We start from the raw sequence: 19577 nt of genomic DNA on the forward strand, positions 1-19577 counted from the left end.
GCCAAGGATCGGCGCCCAGCGGAATGAAAGCTTCGCGGCGGCCCAGCCCCCCGGAATAGGCCCGCGGAATCAGCCCCGGAAGTGGTTCTTCGCCTCCCGCCGCGCGGTGAACTCGGCCAGGTCGCGGGCGCGGAAATAGGGGTTGGCCACCAATTCCTGCGCCAGCGTGGTCGGCACCGTCGGGCGGCCCGCGGCACGCAGCGCGCTGGCCGCCTCGGCTTCCGCGCGCAGCGCCTTGTTGCCGGGCTCGATGGTCAGGGCGAAGCGGGCATTCGCCTCGGTGTATTCATGGCCGCAGCAGAAGCGCGTATCCGGCGGCAGCTTGGCCAGGCGCTGGAAGGATTTGAACAGCGCCTCCATGCCGCCCGGCTCCAGCGGCCGGCCGCAGCCCAGCGCGAAGACCACGTCGCCGCACAGCAGGAAGTGGTCGGCGGCGAAGTGGAAGGCGATGTGGCCGGTGGTGTGGCCGGGCAGGTGCATCACCTTGGCCTCCGCGGCGCCGAAATGCACCGTGTCGCCCTCATCCACCGCCAGGTCCAGCTTCGGCAGCCGGTGCGCGTCCGGCTTGCCGCCAATGATGCGGGCCTCCGGGAAGCGCGCCTTCAGCTCCGCCACGCCATCGATGTGGTCGCCATGGTGGTGCGTCAGCAGGATGGCATCCAGCTTGCCGCCGGCGGCCTCAACCGCCGCGATGGCAGGCGCCGCCTCGCCGGGGTCGCAGATCGCCACCGCGCCGGTGGGTCCGTCCCGCAGCAGCCACAGGTAATTGTCCTCGAGGCAGGGAACCGCCTCCACCTTTACCGCCATCGCGCTCACCTTCCCATGCTGCCCCGGTCCAAACAGGGACCATTCCCTCCTATATCCCCGGCATGACGACCGAGGTCCATGGTTTGCTGGGGTTCTACCGATCCCCGGGCGGCGCGGTGGCGGCCAGGCTGGTGCGGGACCGGCTGGCGGCGCTGTGGCCGATGCTGCCGGGCCAGGCGCTGCTCGGCATCGGCCATGCCGCCCCCTACCTGGATTTGTGGCAGCGGGAGGCGGAGCGCTGCATCGCCCTGACCCCCGCGCATGGCACCCTCGCCCCATGGCCGCCCGCCACGGCTGAGGGACAGGCCCGCAGCGCCAGCCTGCTGGCGGAGGAGGAGGCATTGCCCTTCGCCGATTCCAGCTTCGACCGCGTGCTGCTGGTGCACGGGCTGGAAGCCGCGGAGCACGCCCGGCGCATGCTGCGGGAGGTCTGGCGCGTATTGCGTGACGACGGCCGGCTGATCGTGGTGGTGCCCAACCGCCTCGGCATCTGGGCGCAGCTGGAACGCACTCCCTTCGGCCATGGCCAACCCTATTCGGCCGGCCAGCTGTCCCGCCTGCTGGCCCGGCACCTGTTCCGGGAACGGCAGCGGGAGGCGGCGCTGTTCCTGCCGCCGATCGGCCTGCGCATCCTGTCCCCCATCGCCACCCCCTGCGAGGTCTTCGGCCGCGCCATCCTGCCGCGGCTGGCCGGCGTGGTGCTGCTGGAGGCGGAGAAGGACCTGCTGGCGGCGATGCCGGCCGGCGCCCCGGCCAAGCGGCGGCGCGTGGTGATGCCGGCCCAGGCCTCGCCGGCCTGACCGGGATCGGCCCGCCGCGCCCGCGGAAACGCATTCTTCACCCACCACTGCCACACTGCACCTCCCCGCGCGGCGACCAGATTGCACGCGGTAGCCCCGGCCACGGGCCGCCACGGAGATGCCAGCACATGTCAGTGACGACCGAATCGACTGAGCAGTTTCGCGACGCGGTGCGGGCCGAACTGCACCCGGCGCTGGCCGACCTGCAGCGCTTCATGGATCGCCGCATCGCCGAACTCAGCGCCGAGCTGCATGCCAGCGTCGAGATCGCCGACATGGGCGAGGAGCAGATGAAGACGGAGCTGGCGCGGATCCACGACCAGATCGGCCAGCTCGTCGCCATGCCGGCCGCAGCCACCCGCAACAGCGGGCTGGAGCTGGAGGCGGTGGTGCAGGCCACGGAAGCCGCCGCCAACACCATCATGGAAGCGGCGGAGGCGATCCAGGTCTGGGTGGCCGGCGGGGCCCAGGACAAGGATGCGGTGGCCGCCATCGCCGCCCGGGTGAATTCCATCTTCGAGGCCTGCAGCTTTCAGGACGTGACCGGCCAGCGCATCCGCCGGGCCATCCAGCACCTGCAACAGGTGGAGAACATGCTGGAGACGATGATCCCGGACGGCACCCGCCCGGAAGTGCCGCGCCAGCAGGTGGAGGTGAAGACCGCCATCCGCACCGTCGAAACCCCCACCGGCGGCGACCTTGGCCAAGCCGCGATCGACGCCCTGCTCGACGATTTCTGAGCCGCGCTACAGGATGAAGTCGTCCGCCGTCAGCACTGTCGGCGCGGCGAAGTTCAGGCTGATGCCGGTGCCGCCGGAGGTGGTGACCACCACATAGGGGTATTCGTAGCCCGGCGGGCTGCTGGCGATGTCGAGTGCGGCGAAATCGGCATAGCCGAAGGCGCTGAGGTCGATCAGGTCCTCGCCCTGCTGGAAATCCTGGATGCTGTCCTGGCCGTGGCCGGGGGCGAAGACGAAGATGTCCCCGCCGCCCGCGCCGGCATAGACCTGCTCCGCCGCCCCATCGATGAACATGTCGCCCTGGCTGGTGCCGACGAAGCTCTCGAAGCGCGCGATGGTGGCGCCCGCCTGGCCGGCCAGGCTCAGCAGCCCGGCCGCCACATCCACCACCGCGCCGGACATCGGCACCCCTGACAGCGCCACGCCGGCCAGGTCCAGCGTGTCCTGCCCCGCCTCGCCATCGAAGCGGTTGCCGGCGAAATCCAGCTCGGTCGCGGCCCCTTCCATCTCGAGCGAAAGCTCCAGCAGGTCGTCACCCCCGCCCAGGGCGATCAGATTGTCGCGCAGGATGATCCGCGCAGTGCCGCCCGCGCCATCCGCCCCCGCCGCGCCATCCTGGCCGGGATGCACGGTGAGGAGGATGCCGGTCTCCTCGAACTGGCCGGTCTCCACATCCACCCCGGCCGGGCCACCGGCGCCGCCGCGGCCGCCCGCTCCGGCAAAGGCCGATGCCTCCAGCCGCACGGTGGTCACCGCCAGCCCCGCCGCTTCGACCCGGTTGCCGCTGAGCTCCGCCACCGCGTCGCCACCGGCGCCACCGGCCCCGCCAGCACCCCCGATATCCCAGCGCTCATCACGAAAGCCGCTCAGCATGCCGTCGAATTCCTCGGCGTTGCCGGTGCTGCCGAAGCCGGCTGCGCCGCCATCGCCGCCCACCCCGCCATCGCCGCCGATCGCCTCGGCCGCCAGGTCGAGCTCGGCGATCTCGGAGGTTGCGACAAGGAATCTGATCCGCGCGGCCGCGTCGCCGCCGGCACCGCCCACGCCGCCCGCGCCGCCTTCGCCGCCATCCGGCCCATCCGCCAGATCCGGATCGAAGATGCCATCGCCACCGGCACCGCCCGCGCCGCCGCTGCCACCCGCACCGCCCAGGGCGAAGGTGCCCAGCCACATCACCGCCCCCGGCGCGCGATCGGCGACGAAATCGAGGAGGCTGGCCAGCGCATCGCCAGCATCGCCGCCGGCCCCGCCAGCACCGCCGGAGCCACCCGGACTGGCCGTGTCGATCAGGCCGGAAACCGGCTGGCCCTCCAGATCCAGCACCACGCTGCTGGCCTGCGCCGCGGAATCGCCGCCGCTGCCGCCCGCCCCGCCCTGGCCGCCATCGCCGCCGGTCGCATCGAGTTCGAGCAGCGAATCATCCAGCCCCACCACCGCGCCGAGCAGCCGCGCGCCGGCCGCCTCGGACCGCGCCGCGGCGTCGCCACCGGCGCCCCCCGCCTCGCCAGCCGCGCCATCCCCGCCGCGTGGGGTGGTGCGGACGTTCTGCGGCTCCCGGAACAGCAGGGTGGGCTCGGCATCCAGGCCGGCCGTGCCATCCGCCCCCGCGCCACCCGCGCCGGCTTCCACCACGCCGCTACGCTCCAGGCGGTCGCTGCCCAGGCTGCCGGTCAGCAGGTCCGCGGCGCCGAACAGCAGGGCGTCGATCGATTCGCCCGCGGCGCCGGCGGCGCCCTCCACGCCGAGGCGCACCCGCTCCTCCTCCACCAGCAGCGGCTGACCGGCCGGGCCGAACAGCAGGGCGCCGCCCGCCAGATCGGACAGCGTCGTCTCGCGCAGCGTCAGGCGCAGGCCATCGAGGTCGATCCGCAGCACGCGGCCGATCTGCCGCGCGGCGTCCAGCAGCCCGGCGGCGGTCAGGCCCTCGAAGGCGGTGAAGTCCAGCAGGTCCTCGCCGGCGGTGAAATCCACCACCACCACCTCGCCTGCCTCCTGGCCGGAGAGGCGAGGATCGAAGCGGAACAAATCCGCGCCGCTGCCGCCGGTCAGCCGGTCGAAGCCGCCGCCGCCGGACAGGGTATCGGCGCCCGCCCCGCCGACGATGGTGTCACTGCCCAGGCCGCCGGCCAGCAGGTCGTCGCCGCCGCGCCCCACCAGCCGCAGCGCGGTGGTGATGCCGCCCGCCTGCACCGTCAGGTCCGCGGTGGCGATGCGCGCCAGGGTGACGGTGGCGGTGGGGCCCAGCGCGGCCTCGGCCATGGCGCCCAGCGTCAGGCTGGCGCTGTCGGAGGCGCGCAGCACCACCGTCTCGAAGCCGCGCAGCGCGGCGAAGGCGGCATCGGCCACCGCCAGCAGGCCGGGGGCCAGGATGCGCAGCGTATCGGTGCCGGCACCCGCCTGCACCGCCAGCCCGGGCGCCAGCAGCCCATCGGTGCCGAAGGTGACGAAGATGTCCGCCGCCTCGCTGCCATCCAGCAGCAGCGGCCCGCCCGTCAGCGGGTTGATCCGGAACAGCGCCATGATGTGTTTCCCCCGCCACGGCCGCCATTGCGCCGGAGCGGGGAAGATTAACCGCGCCGTAAGGCCGGTAAAGCGACTAGTTGCGGCCGCGAAACACGATGTCGCGGCTGTTACCTCGGGCCATTGGCGTCACCCGCAACGCGGGGGCGTCGACGCGGCCTGAAATGCTCAGTCGCGTTCGACGCACATCGCGACGCCAGTCGCGTTCGACACACATCGCGACGCCAGTCGCGCTCGACGCACATCGCGACGCCAGTCGCGCTCGACGCACATCGCGACGCTAGTCGCGCTCGACGCACATCGCGACGCCCATGCCGCCGCCGATGCACAGCGTCACCAGGCCGCGCTTCGCATCCCGCCGCGCCATCTCGAACAGCAGCGTGTTCAGCACCCGCGCGCCGGACGCGCCGATCGGATGGCCCAGCGCAATCGCGCCGCCATTCACATTGACCTTCGCCGGATCCCAGCCGAGGTCCTTGTTCACCGCGCAGGCCTGCGCCGCGAAGGCCTCATTCGCCTCGATCAGGTCGAGGGAGGCGATGTCCCACCCGGCCTTCTTCAGCGCCTTGCGGCTGGCCGGGATCGGCCCGGTGCCCATGATGGAGGGGTCGACGCCCGCCGTCGCCCAGGACACGATGCGCGCCATCGGCGTCACGCCGCGCTTCTGCGCCTCGGCGGCGGACATCACCACCACGGCGGCCGCACCGTCATTGATGCCCGACGCATTGCCGGCGGTCACCGTGCCCTCCTTGCTGAAGGCCGGGCGCAGCTTGGCCAGCACGTCGATGGTGGTCTCCGGGCGCGGATACTCGTCCTCCGTCACCACGGTGTCGCCCTTGCGGCCCTTCACGGTGACCGGGGTGATCTCGTCCTTGAAGCGGCCCGCCTTCATCGCCTCGCCGGCCTTGCGCTGGCTGGCGGCGGCGAATTCATCCTGTTCCTGGCGCGTCAGCTGGAACTTCTGCGCCACGTTCTCGGCCGTGCTGCCCATGTGGTAGCCGTGGAAGGCATCCCACAGCCCGTCCTTGATCATGGTGTCGACCATGGCGAGGTCGCCCATCTTCTGCCCGGCGCGGAGATTCGCGCAGTGCGGCGCCTGGGTCATGCTCTCCTGCCCGCCGGCCACCACGATGCTGGCGTCGCCACAGGAAATCTGCTGCGCCGCCAGCGCCACCGCCCGCAGGCCGGAGCCGCAGAGCTGGTTGATGCCGAAGGCGGTGCGCTCGACCGGGATGCCGGCGGCGATCGCCGCCTGGCGGGCCGGGTTCTGGCCGGCGCCCGCGGTCAGGATCTGGCCGAGGATGACCTCATCCACCTCCTCCGGCGCCACGCCGGCGCGTTCCAGCGCGGCCCGGATGGCAACCGTGCCCAGCACATGCGCCGGCAGGCTGGAGAAGACGCCGTTGAAGGAGCCCACGGGCGTGCGGGCGGCGGAGGCGATGACGATATCGGATGCGCTGGCGGACATGGGCCCTGGGGCTCCTTGGCTCGGGGACTGGTTGAACGCGAGTGTGGTGCGGCGCGGCATGATGAACAAGCGCCGCCCTCGCGAAGCGGCAGCTACAGGCCGCGCAGCCATGCCAGCATCGGCCGCCACAACGCGGCCTCGGCGTTGCTGCCGGCCGCCATGCCGATATGCCCGGCCGCCGCGGGGTGGATGGCGGCGCGCGGCAGGCGGGCGGCCAGCGCCTGGGCGGAGGCCGGCGGCACGATGCGGTCCCGCGCCGGCACCGCGACGAAGGCCGGCATCGCCAATGCAGCCGGGTCCACCGCCGCGCCGGCCACCCGCCAGGCCAGGCGGTGCGGCGTATTGGCGCCGTACCAGCCGCCCAGCGCCTCCCGCGCCACGGGCGCGGCGAGCGGCACGCCGTCATTCAGCCAATCCTCCAGCGCGACGAATTGCGCGGCGCGCTCGGAAGCCGGGTCGAGCCGGGCGAAGGCGCGGAATTTCTGCGGGATGCCGAAGGGGTCGAGCCCGGCGAACAGGGTCTGGATGGCATCCACCGGCAGGGTTCCCGTGGCATTCAGCATCGGCTCCAGCCCCGGCAACAGGGCGGCGGCGGCGCGGGCGCGGGTGGCCTCCGCGGCATCGGCGTGGAAGTCCCAGGGTGTCGCCAGCAGGCCCAGGGCCGAGACGCGGTCCGGCCGCCGCAGCGCCGCGGCCAGGGCCAGCAGCCCGCCCATGCAATAGCCCACCAGCACCACCGGCCCAGGCAGTGCCGCCAGCGCGCGTTCCAGCCGGCCGGCGATGTAGTCCGTCAGGCTGAAGCGGCGCTCCGCCTCCCCCGGCCAGCCCCAGTCGAGCAGCAGCGGCCGCACCCCCTGCCCGGCCAGGAAGCGCAGCAGGGACCGCCCCGGCATCAGGTCCAGCACCTGCGCGCGGTTGACCAGGGACGGCACGAACAGCACCAGGGGCCCCGCCTCGCTTGTCGCATAGTCCAGCAACCGGGACCCGCCTTCCGCCCAGATGACCGGCGGATCGGGCAGTGTCCGGCTGTAGGGGTGGCGGCGATAGGCGGCGAGGCCGGCCAGCAGCGCCCGGTCGGCGCGCAGCAGCCGGCGGATCACCGCGGCCTGGAAGGCCTCAGCCGGCTGGTTTGCGGCGGCGACGGCGCCGGCGATCCTTTGCATCTCCGCCTGCCCCGCCAGGGACATTCGTGCCATCCCCGCCCGGGACATGCCCGCCGGCAGGCTCCAGCCGGGCCAGCCGGCGTTCGAGTTCGGCGAGCCGGGCGACGAGGGCAGCATCCCCGCGCTCGCGATCGCCGCCATCCCGCGGCTCGCCGCCAGGATCAGGTGCAGCGGCAGTGGGCGCGGGCCGCGGCGGCGCAGCGGGGCGGTCATGCGCCGGGTTGAACCAGTCGGGCGACCAGCCGGGCGACCAGCCGGGCGACCAGCCGGGCGGGCCGCCGGAGAAGGGATGGCCGCCAGAGAAGGGATAGCCGAAGGCGTCGGGCGTGCCGAAGGGGTTCGGCCCGGCGCCCGGCGGCGGGCGTCCGAAGGGGGGCGCGGTGGCGGCGCGCAGCCAGGCGGCGCCGAGCGCCGACCAGGTCGCCGTCATCGCCGCCCAGCCTTCCGCCGCCTCCCGGTCCGCCGCCAGGCCGGCGATCTCGCTCTGCCACAACGCGATCCAATCCTCGGCCAGGGCCTCCAGTTCCGCGGCCGGATCGTCCCGGCCCTTCTTGCCCGCTTCGCGGTCGCGCGGGTCGTCGCCTTGCATCATCCATCCTCAAGGGCAGAAGCCCATCTCCGCTGCCCCGCGGCCGAAGGGCCGCGCGGATACAACGCGGCCAATGGGCCGCGCAGGTGAAACGCGGCAGGCAGGCCGCCTGGTTGCAGCGCAGTACGATTTTCAGAAACAGGTGTTTCGCACCGCAATGCAGCGCGTGATAGGATTATGGCAGCGGCAGGGCCGCCAGGGGAAACAAGACGCATGGCGCAGGATACGATCCAGGCAGGTGCGGGCCAAGCAGGGCCCCAGGCGGGACCGGCCGACGGTCACGACGCCCCGGCCCAGCCGCCGGTTGTGGTGAAGAAATACGCCAACCGACGCCTCTACAACACAGAATCCTCCTCCTACGTCACGCTGGAGGATCTTGCCGTGATGGTCCGCCACGGCCGGCATTTCGTGGTCTATGACGCGAAATCCGGGGAGGACATCACCCGCGGCGTGCTGACCCAGATCATCGTCGAGGAGGAGTCGAAGGGCCGCAACCTGCTGCCGACGTCCTTCCTGCGGCAGATCATCGGCTTCTACGGCGACAGCATGCAGTCGCTGGTGCCGCGCTACCTGGAATCCATGATGGGCGCCTTCTCCCGCCAGCATGACCAGGTGCGCAAGACGGTGGAGACGACCATGGGCGGCTTCATGCCGTTCCCGAACCTGGACGAGATCGGCAAGCAGAACTTGGCGATGATGGAGCGGGCGATGAGCCTGTTCGCCCCGTTCCGCCCCACCGCCGAGCAGCCCGAGCAGACCCCGGAAGCCGCCAGGCTCGCCGCCCTGCAACAGGAACTCGAAGTGCTGCGCCAGCAGATCGAGCATTTCAAGGCAGCGGCGGCCGCCGTGCACGACGACAAGCGCTGACGAAAAATTACCCGATATCCTGGCGTTGAACCGTGCTTCCCGGTTGCGCCCGCGCGCCCCGAGGCGACAATCACGGCCTTGTCATGCGCGCGAGAGGCGAACGCGTGAGCATTGTCCCACCAGATGTGGCGGTGCACCACGCCACCGGCACCAGGGGTCAGGTCGATGATGGAAACTGAGGATGAGGCCGGCCAGGAACTGGCCGGGGAACGGCCCGGCCAGCGCGCCAGCGCGGCGGACCGGCATGTGGGTGCGCGTATCCGCGAACGGCGCGTGATGATGGGCCTGTCGCAGCAGCAACTGGCCAAGCTGATCGGCGTGACCTACCAGCAGGCGCATAAGTATGAGCGCGGCTTGAACCGCATCTCGGCCGGGCGGTTGTTCGAGATCGGCCAGGTGCTGGGCGTTCCGGTTTCCTGGTTCTTCGAGGGACTGACCCGCGACAGCCCGGAGCCGGATGTCACCCCGCGCCAGCGCATGTGCCTGGAGCTGGCCCGCAACTTCGCGCTGATCGACAATGAGAAGCACCAGGAAGCGTTGAGCCAGATGGCCCGCGCCCTGGCGGCGCAATCCCAGGCCGAGCGCGGCGACAGCTGAATCGGGCCGGGCCGTCGGCCTACCGGCCGTACCAGCCTGGCGCGAGCACCCAAAGCCCGTCGCGCTGGCCGAGCAGGTCCCGCGCCGGATCGATGCGGGCTTCGGCCAGCCGCCGCGTCACCGCGTCCCGCAACACATACAGCGTGCCCGGCTCCCACCGCCCCGTGGTGAAATCGGCCAAAGTGCGGCGGCGCAGGGCGGCGATGGCCGCGGGATCGACGCGGGAGTGGTAGGCGGCATCGGTCGGCAGGCCGCGCGGCGCGGCAAAGCGGGCGATCGGTTCCCAATAGGTGCCGAAATTCTCCGCCGGCACGGCGCGGATGCGCCGGTAGCGGCGCCCGGCCTCGGCCCAGAACGGGTCCGGCAGCCGTTCCGCCGCCACCGCGGGCGCGGCGGCCACCAGGGCACGGAAGCGGCCCATGCCGGCCTGGATATCCACCACCTGCAAGGCCAGCAGCCCCGCCATCACCCAGCGTAGCCTGATGATGCCCGGCCGGTGGCTGCCCATCCGGTGCGACAGCCCGGCAATGGCGGCGAAGATCGCGGCATAGGCCAGCGGCCAGAAGAACCGCTCGGAGGCGCGCAGCATGTCCGCCAGCCGCAGGATCGGCGCCGGCAGGTCGAACTCCAGGACGATGCGGCCACCGATCGCGACATGGTTCGAGATGGCGAAGGCGAGCATCCCGGCCAGCGCCAGCACCAGCACCGCATGCCGCCGCAACAGCGGCCGCAGCGTGCCGCGCGGCGCCAGCACCAGCGCCAGGACCAGCAGCAGCAGCGTGCCGGCGCCGAGATAGGACCCGCCGGCCTCCCAATGCCGCAGGCCGGGCAGGGCGGGCAGCAGCCAGCCCCATTCCACCGCATCGAAGGGCGCCGTCAGGTCGAACTGGGAATGGCCGTAATGCACGCCCATCGGCAGCACATCCCCGCCCAGGGTGAAGTAGCCCGCCAGCCACAGCGCGCCCGCCACCACCGGCGGCACCGGCCATTGCGCCAGCAGCGGCCGCGGCGAGGCCGCCCGCAGCGCCCGGCCTAGCGCATCCGCCGCCCACAGCCCGCCGCACATCGCCATGACATAGGGGTTGAGCATCGCCACGATGCCGAGGCAGGCGGCCCATTGCAGCGCCTGGCGGCGCGGGTCCGGCCGCAGGCACAGCCACAGCGCCCAGAGCAGCGCCCATTGCGAGACCAGCGCGAAATGGCCGCCCATCCGGTTCAGCAGCAGCGGCTGCCAGGCGAACAGCAGCGCCCCCAACGCCCGCGCCACCGGGTCGGGCACCGCCAGCCCCAGCAGGCGCCAGGCCAGCCCGGCCTGCAGCGCCGCGCTCAGCACCATCCAGGGGCCCCAGTATTGCGCGATCTCCACCCAGGGCCGCAGCGCCTTAGCCAGCATCGCCCCCAGCGGTACCGCATCGACGTAGAAGATGGCGCTGGACAGCTCCAGCCCGTAATCCGGGTTCAGCGTCGGCGGCCAGGACCAGGGCGAGCGGGCGTAGTAGGTCCAGGCCGAGAGATAGGCGACGGGATCGGGCCCCAGCGTGCCGTGCAGCAGCCAGCCAAGGTCGTTGATGTCCAGGATGCGCGGCCCGAGCGTCGCCAGCGCCGCCAGCGCTCCGCCGCATACCGCCACCAGCGCCATCACCCGCCGCAGCACCAGGCTGGCGGATGCGGAGGTGGGGGCGGGCAGCGCCATGGCCGGCGAGGCCTCGGGAGCAGTCAGCGAAGGCATTGGCGGCGCGGCATGAAAGTTCCACCCTGTCCTTCGCGGCTGGGCGCCCTTCTGGCGAGGCGCCTGCCCATCCACGATTACTGGCGGGCGGATCTGCCGCCCGCTCACCATCACGTGAGCCTAAGGGTGGCGGCGGGCCTGGGCAAGTCGGCCGTGTGAGCGGCCCTTGGCGCACGGCCGCCCCGCTCCAACCTGCCCGAGACCCATCGGCCGCACCCGGCCAGGAGGAAGCCCCAGATGATATTCATGCCGCGCCGCCGCCTGCTGCAAGCCACACTTCCGGTTGCCCTGGCCACCCTCCTGCCCGGCCACGCCTGGGCCCAGGCCGCGGCGGGGGAGGCGCCCTCCGGCCCCTATACCCAGGCCGCCATGCCATACGCCTTCGGCGCCAATGAGGCGGCGATCGATGCGCGGACCATGGAGCTGCATTACCGCTTCCACCATGGCGGCCAGGTCGCCGGGCTGAACCGGGCGCTGCGCGAGCACGGCCAGCTTTCGGCCCTGCCGCTGGATGAATTGCTGGGCAAGCTGAACGAGGTGCCGGAGGCGGTCCGCAGCGCGGTCCGCAACAATGGCGGCGGCCACGCCAACCATACCATGTTCTGGGAGATCATGGGCGGCCAGGGGGGCGAACCGCAGGGCGAGCTCGCCGAGGCGATCACCCGCGACTTCACCGACTTCGCCAGCTTCCGCAATCGCTTCAACGGCGCCGCCAACGGCGTGTTCGGCAGCGGCTGGGCCTTCGTCACGGTGAACCGCGAGGGTCGCCTGGCCCTGGTCACCAAGGGTGGCCAGGACACGCCGCTGATGGATGGCCAGCGGGTGCTGATGGGCAACGACGTCTGGGAACACGCCTATTACCTGCGCTACCAGAACCGCCGCGCCGAATACACCGGCAATTGGTGGAACGTGCTGGACTGGCAGAAGATCGGCTCGCGCTACGCCGCGGCCAAGGCCGGCACGCTGCGGGTCTGACGCGGAAGGTCCGGGCGGGCGGGGCGGCGCGCGCCCCGCCCTGCCCTATCTACTTCTTGGCCTGGAAGGCGCTGAAGAAGCCGGTCGGCTTGATGATGCGGTTTTCCATCTTCACCAGCAGGCCGCGCGCGCCGGCCTCGGTCAGGTATTCGCCCCAGGCCGGGTCGGCCGCCATCGCGGTGCGGCGGCGCTCGCGGTCGCCCTGGTCGGCATAGCCCCACATATGCACCACGGTGTTCAGCGCGCCCTCCACCGTGGTGTACCAGCCGAGGCAATTCTCCAGGTACTTCAGCTGCAACGGCCAGGCCTTTGCCTCATACAGCGCGACGAACTCCGGCAGCTTGTTCGGCAGCGTGGTGTAGATCCGCAGGTCGACGATCATCCCTGGTCCCCTCCTTCTGGCGCCGGCATGGCGCGGTCTTTCCGCCGCCAGCATGGCGCGCCGCGGCGGCCGCGCCCAGCCGGGGCGGGCGGCCCGGCGCGGCAAATCCGCTGCAATCCGTTCATCATGCTGCTGTCACGGCGACGTCATGCGGTGCTTGTATAGCCCGGCTTGAGAAGGGGCATTCCATGCTGGAACTGCGGGGCCTTACGCGGCGCTTCGGCGCCGTCACGGCCGTCAACGATGTGAAGCTTTTCATACCGGACGGCCAGATGGTCGGCGTGATCGGCCGCTCCGGCGCCGGCAAGTCGACCCTGCTCCGCATGATCAACCGCCTGACGGAGCCTTCCGCCGGCCAGGTGATCTATGGCGGGCGGGACATCACCGCGCTGCGCGGTGCGGAGCTGCGCCGCTGGCGCACCGACTGCGCCATGATCTTCCAGCAGTTCAACCTGGTGCAACGGCTGGACGTGCTGACCAATGTCCTGGTCGGAAGGCTGAACCACCGCCCCGGCCTGATGGGCACCGTGACCAGCCTGCTGAAGATGTTCACCGCGCGGGAGCGCGCCATGGCGCTGGCCGCGCTGGACCGCTTCGACCTGGCGGAAGTCGCGCTGCAGCGCGCGGACACACTCTCCGGCGGCCAGCAGCAGCGCGTCGCCATCTGCCGTGCCCTGTTGCAGGAACCCCGCCTGATGCTGGCGGATGAGCCGATCGCCAGCCTGGACCCGCGCAACGCCAAGACCGTGATGGATGCGCTGCGCCAGGTGAACCGGGAAGACGGCATCACCGTGCTGACCAACCTGCACCACCTGACCACCGCGCGGCAGTATTGTGACCGCATCGTCGCCATGCAGGCCGGCCGCGTGATGTTCGACGGCACCCCGGCGGAGCTGACCGCCGCGCGGGTGCAGGAGATCTACGGCGTCACCGAGGACGAGTTCGAGGACCAGGCGCAGGAGGCGGTGAGCCCCGCCGCGCGCCCGGGCCTCCGCACGCAGCCCGGCCTCGCCGTCGCCTGACGGGGCGGCGTGGTCGGCGGAATCAACCCAGCCTCCCCTGGCAAGCCTCCCCTGGAGAAACCCGCATGATCACCCGTCGCCTTCTGGTTGCCGGCGCCACGCTGGCGCCCTTCGCCGCGCGCGCCCAGGGCAGCGCCCCGGCCGCCGCTCCCGCCATGCCGGCCTCCGGCCGCCGCGCCTGGGCGCAGCAGGTGCCGCAGCTGCGCCTCGGCCTGCTGGGCGGGGAGAATGAGCAGGACCGCCTGGGCCGCTACGAGGCCTATCGCGCCCTGCTGGAGACCACCTTCGGCATCCCCGTGCGCCTGTTCCCGGCCGCCGACTATGCCGGCGTGATGCAGGCCTTCAGCGCCCGGCAGATCGAGGGCGCAGCGATGGGCGCCTCCGCCTATGCCGGCGCCTGGCTCGACACCAACGGCGGCGTGGAGCCGCTGTGGGTGGCGCGGGAGGCCGATGGCGGCATCTCCTACGTCTCCGTCATGGTTGTGCGCGCCGATAGCGGCGTCACGAGCCTGGAACAGCTGCGCGGCAAGTCGCTCGCCTGGGCGGACGCCAACTCCACCTCCGGCTACCTGGTGCCGCGCTCCGAGCTGCGCGCGGCCGGCATCGGCACCGAATCCGGCCAGTACTTCTCCCGCACCGGCTTCGGCGGCGGGCATGAGCAGGCGGTGGTCGCGGTGCTGCAGCGCCAGTACGATGCGGCGGTCACCTGGGCCTCGGGCCAGGGCGAGGTCAGCCAGGGCTTCACCCGCGGCAACCTGCGCGCCATGGTGGAAAAGGGCATGCTGAACATGGCCGACCTGCGCATCATCTGGACCTCGGCGCCGATCCTGAACGGCCCGATGACGGTCCGGAAGGACCTGCCGGCGGCCTTCAAGAAGGACTTCACCGATTTCCACCTGGCGCTCGCCACCGCCCATCCGCAGATCTACGCCCAGGTCGAGCGCGGCGGCGGCCAGGGCTATGCCCCGGTGACGCATGAGATGTTCGAGCCGATCGTGCGCCTGCGCCGCGAGGAAGCGGCCGAACGCCGCCGCCGGTCCTAAGCCACTTCCATGGACGCCGCGCTGCCGCTGACCGCCTCCGCCCATACGGCCATTTCACGGGGGGAGGCGGCTTTCCAGGCGGCGCGGCGGCAGCGGCGGCGCGCCACCCTCGCCTATGGCGCGCTGTTGCTGGTCTGCCTGCTGGTCGCCGCGCGGCTGTCGGAGATGACGCCGCAGGCGCTGGCCGATGGCCTGCCGCGCATCGGCGAGTATTTCTGGCGCATCCTGCCTACCCTGCGGTGGGAGACGCTGTTTGCGGACTGGGAGACGGAGGGCAGCCTGGCCGGCTGGTTCTACCGCCTCGACAAATGGGCCTGGCTGATCTTCGAGACCAGCCAGATGGCGCTGCTGGGCACCTTCTTCGGCACGCTGATCGGCTTCGCGCTGTGCTTCGTCGCATCGCGCAACCTGGCGCCCACGCCCTGGGCCTTCCAGCTGGCGCGGCGCTTCCTGGAATTCTGCCGCACGGTGCCGGAGATCGTCTTCGCGCTGATCTTCGTCTGGGCCTTCGGCATCGGGCCGATGGCCGGCATTCTGGCCATCATCATCCACACCGCCGGCGCGAACGGGAAGCTGTTCGCCGAGGTGGTGGAGAATGCCGATACTTCCGCGATGGAGGGCGTGCGCGCCGCCGGCGGCAACTGGTTCCACCGCGTGCGCTTCGGCGTGCTGCCGCAGGTCGCGCCCAACTTTCTCAGCTACGCGCTGCTGCGCTTCGAGATCAATGTGCGCGGCGCCAGCGTGCTGGGCTTCGTCGGCGCCGGCGGCATCGGGGAGGAACTCTACCACGTGATCTCCTTCAACTATTACGAGGAGATCAGCGCCATCATCGTGCTGATCATCCTCAGCGTGGCGAGCATCGACATGATCTCCGAGAGGCTGCGCCGCGGGCTTTCCGCCGGCATGGCGCAGGGCTGACGCGCATGGCCCTCGCACAGCCCACGCCGGGGCAGATCAAGCAGTGGCGCACACGCATGCCGGCCGCCTTCGGTGTCAGCCCGAGGACACGCGCGCTGCGCTGGGCGGCGGGGCTGGCGGCGCTCGGCTGGCTCATCTTCCTGCTGTGGTGGTTCCAGATCACGCCGCTGCGGCTGTGGAACGGGCTATCCGGCCTCGGTACCATCGTCGTGCTGATGATCCCGCCCTCCCCCGGCGCGCTGTGGCTGGATATCCTCAAGGGTATCGCCGAGAGCGTCGCGATGGCCTTCCTCGGCACCTTCATCGCCGCGCTGATCGCGGTGCCGCTGGGCTTTCTTGGCGCCGGCAATGTGGTGGTGAACACGCTGGCGCATTTCTCCATCCGCCGCGTCTTCGACGGGTTCCGGGGCGTCGACCAGCTGATCTGGGCGCTGGCCTATGTGCGGGCCGTCGGGCTCGGGCCGCTGGCCGGCGTGCTGGCGATCGCCACCGCCGATATCGCCGTGCTGGCGAAGCTCTATGCCGAGGCGATCGAGACGGCGGAGCGGCGGCAGGCGGAGGGCATCGATGCGGTCGGCGGCAACAAGCTGCTGCGCACCCGCTTCGGCCTGCTGCCGCAGGTGCTGCCGGTGATGATCGCCCAGGCGCTGTATTTCCTGGAGAGCAACACGCGGTCGGCCAGCGTGCTCGGCATCGTCGGCGCCGGCGGCATCGGGCTGGCGATCGCCGAGCGCATCAAGATCCGCGCCTGGGACGAGGTGGCCTTCATCATCATCCTGATGCTGATCACGGTCGCGATCATCGACCAGGTCTCCTCGCGCATCCGCCGCAAGCTGATCGGCGGGCGGGACACGCTGGCGCCACGCTGAGCCGGCAGACCAGCGCCCCCGAAGGCGGACCGGCTCCACGCCGGTCCGAGGCCGCGAACGCGGCCCGCCGCCCATGCGGCGAGCCAAGGGCGCGGAGCGCCCGCCCGGCGCCTGAGGGTCAGTAATAATTCAAGTCGCGCGCCTTTCCGCCGAACACCCGCCACGCGAAGACCGTGTAGAGCACGATCACCGGCAGCACGAACAAGGCGCCGGCGAGGATGATCGAAAGACTCTCCGGCGCGCTGGCGCTTTCCCAGATGGTCAGGCGTTCCGGCACCACATAGGGGAAGAACGACCAGGCGAGGCCGGCGAAGAACAGCACGAACAGGCCCGTCGCGCCCCAGAAGGGAATGTTGTGCCAGGCGTCGTCGGCCAGCGGCATGCGGGCCAGCAGCCGCGCCAGGCCGAACAGCAGCAAGGCCGTCAGGATCGGCAGCGGTGCCAGCATCAGCATCCCCGGCCAGTCGAACCAGCGCGCGGCGATGCGGGCCGAGACCAGCGGCGTGACGGCGGAGACCAGCAGGATGCCGATCGCCACCGGCCACAGCGCATGCCGTGCCCAGGTGATGGCATGCGCCTGCAGCGCGCCTTCCGTGCGCCAGATCAGCCAGCAGGCGCCGATGAAGGCATAGGCGATGGCGAGCCCGATGGCCGCCATCAGCGCGAAGCCCGTCGCGGCCCAGCCCTCCGCGAAGCCGAGCACGTAGCGCCCCAGCATCCAGCCCTGCGCCAGCGCGGAGACCAGGGAGCCGGCGAAGAACCAGCGGTCCCAGCGCCGCTTCTGCGCGGTGTCGCGGGCCTTGGCGCGGAATTCGAAGGCCACGCCGCGCAGGGTCAGCGCGACCAGCATGATGGCGACGGGCATGTACAGCGCCGTCAGGATCACGCCATGCGCCACCGGGAAGGCCACCAGCAGCAGGCCGACGCCGAGCACCAGCCAGGTCTCGTTGGCGTCCCAGAAGGGGCCGATGGCGGCGATCATGCGGTCCCGCTCATGCTCCTCCGCCACCGTCTCCAGCAGGATGCCGACGCCGAGGTCGAAGCCATCCAGCACCACATAGGCGAGGATCGCCACCGCCATCAGGCCGGCAAAGATCAGCGGCAGCCATTCGCCGGGCAGGAAGGGGGTCATGCGGTCAGCTCCTCGGCCATCTTGTCGCGTGTCGCGTCGCCGGGCACGCTGCCCGGCTTCATCATGGCGCCGTCCACCTTCTCCGCCGCACGGCCGGCGGCGGCCAGGCGGAACACGGTGGCGATGTAGGCCAGCAGCAGCAGCCCATAGAGCACCAGGTACATCGCCAGCGTGGTGCCGATGGAAGACGCCGGCAGCGGGCCGGCGGCCTGCGCCGTGTTCAGCACCCCGGTGACAAGCCAGGGCTGGCGGCCGATCTCCGTCACGTACCAGCCGGCGAGCGTCGCCAGCCAACCCGCGAAGCTCATCGCCACGAAGCCGCGCAGCAGCAGCTTCGGCAATTGGCCGCGGCGCCACAGGTACCAGGCGCCGGCCCAACCCATGGCCAGCATCGCCACGCCGATGCCGACCATGATGCGGAAGGCGAAGAACACCGGGGCGACGGGCGGGTGGTTGCCCTCGAACTGGTTCAGCCCGGGCACCACGCCCGCCGCCTCATGCCGCAGGATCCAGCTGGCGCCGTCGGGGATGGCGATCTCGAAGCGGTTCTCCCGCGCCTGCTGGTCGGGGATGGCGAAGAGCACCAGGGGCACGTTGCCGCCGGTTTCCCAATTCGCCTCCATGGCGGCGACCTTGGCGGGCTGGTGTTCCAGCGTGTTCAGCCCGTGCATGTCGCCCAGCACGATCTGCAGCGGCGCCAGCAGCGCCGCGGTGAAGATGCCGGTGCGCAGCGCCAGGCGCACGCCCTCCGCCCGGTCGCCGCGCAGCCAGCGCCAGGCGGACAGCCCGGCCAGCAGGAAGGCCACGGTCAGGCCGCTGGCCGTCAGCATATGGCTCAGCCGGTAGGGCATGGAGGGGTTGAAGACGATGGCGAACCAGTCCGTCGCATGCGCCACGCCGTCGCGCATCTCGAAGCCCACCGGGGTGTGCATCCAGGAATTCAACGCGATGATCCAGAAGGCGGACATCGTGGTGCCGAAGGCGACCAGGAAGGTGGCGCCGGTATGCACCCAGCCGGGCACACGGCGGAAGCCGAACAGCATGATGCCGAGGAAGGTCGCCTCCAGGAAGAAGGCGGTCAGCACCTCATAGGCCAGCAGCGGGCCGGCGATATTGCCCACGCGCTCCATGAAGCCCGGCCAGTTGGTGCCGAACTGGAAGGACATGGTGATGCCGGAGACGACGCCGAGCGCGAAGGACAGGGCGAAAACCTTCACCCAGAAGCGGTAGGCATCCATCCAGGCTTCGTTCTTCGTCGCCACGAAGCGCAGCTTGAAGAACAGGAGCACCCAGCCGAGCGCGATGGTGATCGTGGGAAACAGGATGTGGAAGGAGATATTGGCGGCGAACTGGATCCGCGCCAGCAGGACGGGGTCCATCGCCTCAACCCTCCTTGCCCGGCCGGCCGCGCACCAGGCCCACCACCTTGTCCTTCGCCTCCAGCAGCCGCGTCACGCGCGCGCCGAGCGCGAGGAGGGAGGCCAGGCGCTCCGTCTCCAGCTTCTTCACGTCGTCGTACCAGGTGGTGAGTTGCTCGATCAGGCCGTGCATCTCGGCCATGCGCTGCTGCGCGTGGCGTTCCTCGACGCTGCCGGGGGTCTGCATCAGCAGTTCCCGTAGCACCGACAACGTAGGGTCCACCTCCCGCTTCTTCCGCTCCTCCGCCAGGGTGCGCAGGATCTGCCAGACGTCGTCGGGCGTGGTGAAATGGTCCCGCCGGTCGTCCGGGATGTGCTTCGGGATCGCCAGGTTCCAGGCCTGCAGCTCCTTCAGCCCCATCGAGACGTTGGAGCGGGAGACGCCGAGCGCCTCGACGATCTGCTCGGCGTTCAGCGGGTCCGGCGAGACATACAGCAGCGCGTAGATCTGCCCGACGGTGCGGTTGATGCCCCAGCGGCTGCCCATCTCACCGAAGTGCAGCACGAAGGCCTGGACGAGGGGTGGGAGTTTCATGGC

General features: G+C 71.2%; 19 protein-coding genes. 9 read left to right on the forward strand and 10 right to left on the reverse strand.

From position 1 onward, the window contains the following. Nucleotides 1-69 precede the first annotated feature (69 nt). Entirely contained in the window at nucleotides 70-807 is a 738-nt protein-coding gene (gene gloB / locus HB662_RS06070) for a hydroxyacylglutathione hydrolase (RefSeq protein ID WP_168048251.1), read from the reverse strand. A gap of 62 nt (nucleotides 808-869) precedes the next feature. Between gloB and HB662_RS06075 the strand changes: the two genes are divergently transcribed. Continuing rightward, entirely contained in the window at nucleotides 870-1607 is a 738-nt protein-coding gene (locus HB662_RS06075; RefSeq protein WP_168048253.1) for a class I SAM-dependent methyltransferase, read from the forward strand. 128 nt (nucleotides 1608-1735) lie between these two features. After that, nucleotides 1736-2347 (forward strand): hypothetical protein, encoded by a 612-nt coding sequence (locus HB662_RS06080; RefSeq protein WP_168048255.1) that lies wholly within the window; start codon nucleotides 1736-1738, stop codon nucleotides 2345-2347. A 6-nt stretch (nucleotides 2348-2353) separates the two neighbouring features. Here the strand turns inward: HB662_RS06080 and HB662_RS29635 are convergent, their stop codons facing one another. The 4 genes from HB662_RS29635 to HB662_RS29050 form a co-directional block, all read right to left on the reverse strand. Beyond that, the gene (locus HB662_RS29635; RefSeq protein ID WP_168048257.1) at nucleotides 2354-4867 is read right to left on the reverse strand and encodes a calcium-binding protein; all 2514 of its coding nucleotides are present in this window, start codon (nucleotides 4865-4867) and stop codon (nucleotides 2354-2356) included. 280 nt (nucleotides 4868-5147) lie between these two features. After that, nucleotides 5148-6335, reverse strand: a complete 1188-nt coding sequence (locus HB662_RS06090) for an acetyl-CoA C-acetyltransferase (protein WP_168048259.1) — start codon at nucleotides 6333-6335, stop codon at nucleotides 5148-5150. Nucleotides 6336-6427: 92 nt separating this feature from the next. Further along, nucleotides 6428-7498 carry an alpha/beta fold hydrolase gene (locus tag HB662_RS06095; protein WP_245185471.1) on the reverse strand — a complete coding sequence of 357 codons (1071 nt, stop codon included), beginning with the start codon at nucleotides 7496-7498 and terminating at the stop codon, nucleotides 6428-6430. Then, entirely contained in the window at nucleotides 7452-8090 is a 639-nt protein-coding gene (locus HB662_RS29050) for a hypothetical protein (protein ID WP_245185472.1), read from the reverse strand. The genes HB662_RS06095 and HB662_RS29050 overlap by 47 nt, the downstream gene beginning before the upstream one ends. A 210-nt stretch (nucleotides 8091-8300) precedes the next feature. Here HB662_RS29050 and phaR point away from each other — a divergent pair, with 210 nt between their 5' ends. Continuing rightward, nucleotides 8301-8954, forward strand: a complete 654-nt coding sequence (gene phaR / locus HB662_RS06100) for a polyhydroxyalkanoate synthesis repressor PhaR (protein ID WP_168048262.1) — start codon at nucleotides 8301-8303, stop codon at nucleotides 8952-8954. A gap of 165 nt (nucleotides 8955-9119) precedes the next feature. Next, nucleotides 9120-9551, forward strand: a complete 432-nt coding sequence (locus tag HB662_RS06105; RefSeq protein ID WP_168048263.1) for a helix-turn-helix domain-containing protein — start codon at nucleotides 9120-9122, stop codon at nucleotides 9549-9551. Nucleotides 9552-9570: 19 nt separating this feature from the next. Here HB662_RS06105 and HB662_RS06110 read toward each other — a convergent pair whose 3' ends face one another. Further along, entirely contained in the window at nucleotides 9571-11244 is a 1674-nt protein-coding gene (locus HB662_RS06110; protein ID WP_168048264.1) for a DUF6311 domain-containing protein, read from the reverse strand. A 273-nt stretch (nucleotides 11245-11517) separates the two neighbouring features. Here HB662_RS06110 and HB662_RS06115 point away from each other — a divergent pair, with 273 nt between their 5' ends. Then, nucleotides 11518-12255, forward strand: coding sequence for a superoxide dismutase (locus tag HB662_RS06115; RefSeq protein ID WP_168048265.1), 738 nt, complete (start codon nucleotides 11518-11520; stop codon nucleotides 12253-12255). A gap of 49 nt (nucleotides 12256-12304) precedes the next feature. On the opposite strand, the gene HB662_RS06120 is transcribed toward HB662_RS06115, so the two are convergent. Further along, nucleotides 12305-12637, reverse strand: coding sequence for an NIPSNAP family protein (locus tag HB662_RS06120; RefSeq protein WP_168048266.1), 333 nt, complete (start codon nucleotides 12635-12637; stop codon nucleotides 12305-12307). A 188-nt stretch (nucleotides 12638-12825) separates the two neighbouring features. Between HB662_RS06120 and phnC the strand changes: the two genes are divergently transcribed. From phnC to phnE (HB662_RS06140), 4 genes are all read left to right on the forward strand, one after another. Beyond that, a complete protein-coding gene (gene phnC / locus HB662_RS06125; protein ID WP_168048267.1) occupies nucleotides 12826-13659 on the forward strand; it encodes a phosphonate ABC transporter ATP-binding protein in 834 nt (277 codons plus the stop codon). 65 nt (nucleotides 13660-13724) lie between these two features. Then, nucleotides 13725-14702 (forward strand): phosphate/phosphite/phosphonate ABC transporter substrate-binding protein, encoded by a 978-nt coding sequence (gene phnD / locus HB662_RS06130; protein ID WP_168048268.1) that lies wholly within the window; start codon nucleotides 13725-13727, stop codon nucleotides 14700-14702. A gap of 9 nt (nucleotides 14703-14711) precedes the next feature. Beyond that, nucleotides 14712-15620: a phosphonate ABC transporter, permease protein PhnE gene (gene phnE, locus HB662_RS06135; protein WP_168048270.1), complete on the forward strand. Its 909-nt coding sequence runs from the start codon at nucleotides 14712-14714 to the stop codon at nucleotides 15618-15620. 5 nt (nucleotides 15621-15625) lie between these two features. Then, nucleotides 15626-16489, forward strand: a complete 864-nt coding sequence (gene phnE / locus HB662_RS06140; protein ID WP_168048272.1) for a phosphonate ABC transporter, permease protein PhnE — start codon at nucleotides 15626-15628, stop codon at nucleotides 16487-16489. Nucleotides 16490-16607: 118 nt separating this feature from the next. On the opposite strand, the gene HB662_RS06145 is transcribed toward phnE (HB662_RS06140), so the two are convergent. From HB662_RS06145 to HB662_RS06155, 3 genes are read right to left on the reverse strand one after another with little or no spacing between them, the layout of a single operon-like run. Further along, complete coding sequence (locus HB662_RS06145) at nucleotides 16608-17621, reverse strand: cytochrome d ubiquinol oxidase subunit II (protein WP_168048274.1); 1014 nt, start codon at nucleotides 17619-17621, stop codon at nucleotides 16608-16610. After that, on the reverse strand, nucleotides 17618-19000 hold the full coding sequence (locus tag HB662_RS06150; protein ID WP_168048276.1) for a cytochrome ubiquinol oxidase subunit I: 1383 nt from the start codon (nucleotides 18998-19000) through the stop codon (nucleotides 17618-17620). Before HB662_RS06150 ends, HB662_RS06145 begins: the two co-directional genes overlap by 4 nt. 4 nt (nucleotides 19001-19004) lie before the next feature. Next, on the reverse strand, nucleotides 19005-19574 hold the full coding sequence (locus HB662_RS06155; protein ID WP_168048278.1) for a GbsR/MarR family transcriptional regulator: 570 nt from the start codon (nucleotides 19572-19574) through the stop codon (nucleotides 19005-19007). Nucleotides 19575-19577: the final 3 nt, after the last annotated feature.

Origin of the sequence: Falsiroseomonas frigidaquae (genome assembly GCF_012163145.1) — a bacterium.
Classification (GTDB): domain Bacteria; phylum Pseudomonadota; class Alphaproteobacteria; order Acetobacterales; family Acetobacteraceae; genus Falsiroseomonas; species Falsiroseomonas frigidaquae.

What these genes read in the sequence shown, in the direction of transcription:
- HB662_RS06110 (WP_168048264.1), bottom strand. Translation starts at nt 11,244, where the DNA reads ATGGCGCTGCCCGCCCCCACCTCCGCATCCGCCAGCCTGGTGCTGCGG.
- HB662_RS06075 (WP_168048253.1), top strand. Translation starts at nt 870, where the DNA reads ATGACGACCGAGGTCCATGGTTTGCTGGGGTTCTACCGATCCCCGGGC.
- HB662_RS06150 (WP_168048276.1), bottom strand. Translation starts at nt 19,000, where the DNA reads ATGGACCCCGTCCTGCTGGCGCGGATCCAGTTCGCCGCCAATATCTCC.
- phnE (WP_168048272.1), top strand. Translation starts at nt 15,626, where the DNA reads ATGGCCCTCGCACAGCCCACGCCGGGGCAGATCAAGCAGTGGCGCACA.
- HB662_RS29635 (WP_168048257.1), bottom strand. Translation starts at nt 4,867, where the DNA reads ATGGCGCTGTTCCGGATCAACCCGCTGACGGGCGGGCCGCTGCTGCTG.
- HB662_RS06155 (WP_168048278.1), bottom strand. Translation starts at nt 19,574, where the DNA reads ATGAAACTCCCACCCCTCGTCCAGGCCTTCGTGCTGCACTTCGGTGAG.
- HB662_RS06080 (WP_168048255.1), top strand. Translation starts at nt 1,736, where the DNA reads ATGTCAGTGACGACCGAATCGACTGAGCAGTTTCGCGACGCGGTGCGG.
- HB662_RS06120 (WP_168048266.1), bottom strand. Translation starts at nt 12,637, where the DNA reads ATGATCGTCGACCTGCGGATCTACACCACGCTGCCGAACAAGCTGCCG.
- HB662_RS06145 (WP_168048274.1), bottom strand. Translation starts at nt 17,621, where the DNA reads ATGACCCCCTTCCTGCCCGGCGAATGGCTGCCGCTGATCTTTGCCGGC.
- phaR (WP_168048262.1), top strand. Translation starts at nt 8,301, where the DNA reads ATGGCGCAGGATACGATCCAGGCAGGTGCGGGCCAAGCAGGGCCCCAG.
- HB662_RS06105 (WP_168048263.1), top strand. Translation starts at nt 9,120, where the DNA reads ATGATGGAAACTGAGGATGAGGCCGGCCAGGAACTGGCCGGGGAACGG.
- HB662_RS06095 (WP_245185471.1), bottom strand. Translation starts at nt 7,498, where the DNA reads ATGCAAAGGATCGCCGGCGCCGTCGCCGCCGCAAACCAGCCGGCTGAG.
- HB662_RS06090 (WP_168048259.1), bottom strand. Translation starts at nt 6,335, where the DNA reads ATGTCCGCCAGCGCATCCGATATCGTCATCGCCTCCGCCGCCCGCACG.
- HB662_RS29050 (WP_245185472.1), bottom strand. Translation starts at nt 8,090, where the DNA reads ATGATGCAAGGCGACGACCCGCGCGACCGCGAAGCGGGCAAGAAGGGC.
- HB662_RS06115 (WP_168048265.1), top strand. Translation starts at nt 11,518, where the DNA reads ATGATATTCATGCCGCGCCGCCGCCTGCTGCAAGCCACACTTCCGGTT.
- gloB (WP_168048251.1), bottom strand. Translation starts at nt 807, where the DNA reads ATGGCGGTAAAGGTGGAGGCGGTTCCCTGCCTCGAGGACAATTACCTG.
- phnC (WP_168048267.1), top strand. Translation starts at nt 12,826, where the DNA reads ATGCTGGAACTGCGGGGCCTTACGCGGCGCTTCGGCGCCGTCACGGCC.
- phnD (WP_168048268.1), top strand. Translation starts at nt 13,725, where the DNA reads ATGATCACCCGTCGCCTTCTGGTTGCCGGCGCCACGCTGGCGCCCTTC.
- phnE (WP_168048270.1), top strand. Translation starts at nt 14,712, where the DNA reads ATGGACGCCGCGCTGCCGCTGACCGCCTCCGCCCATACGGCCATTTCA.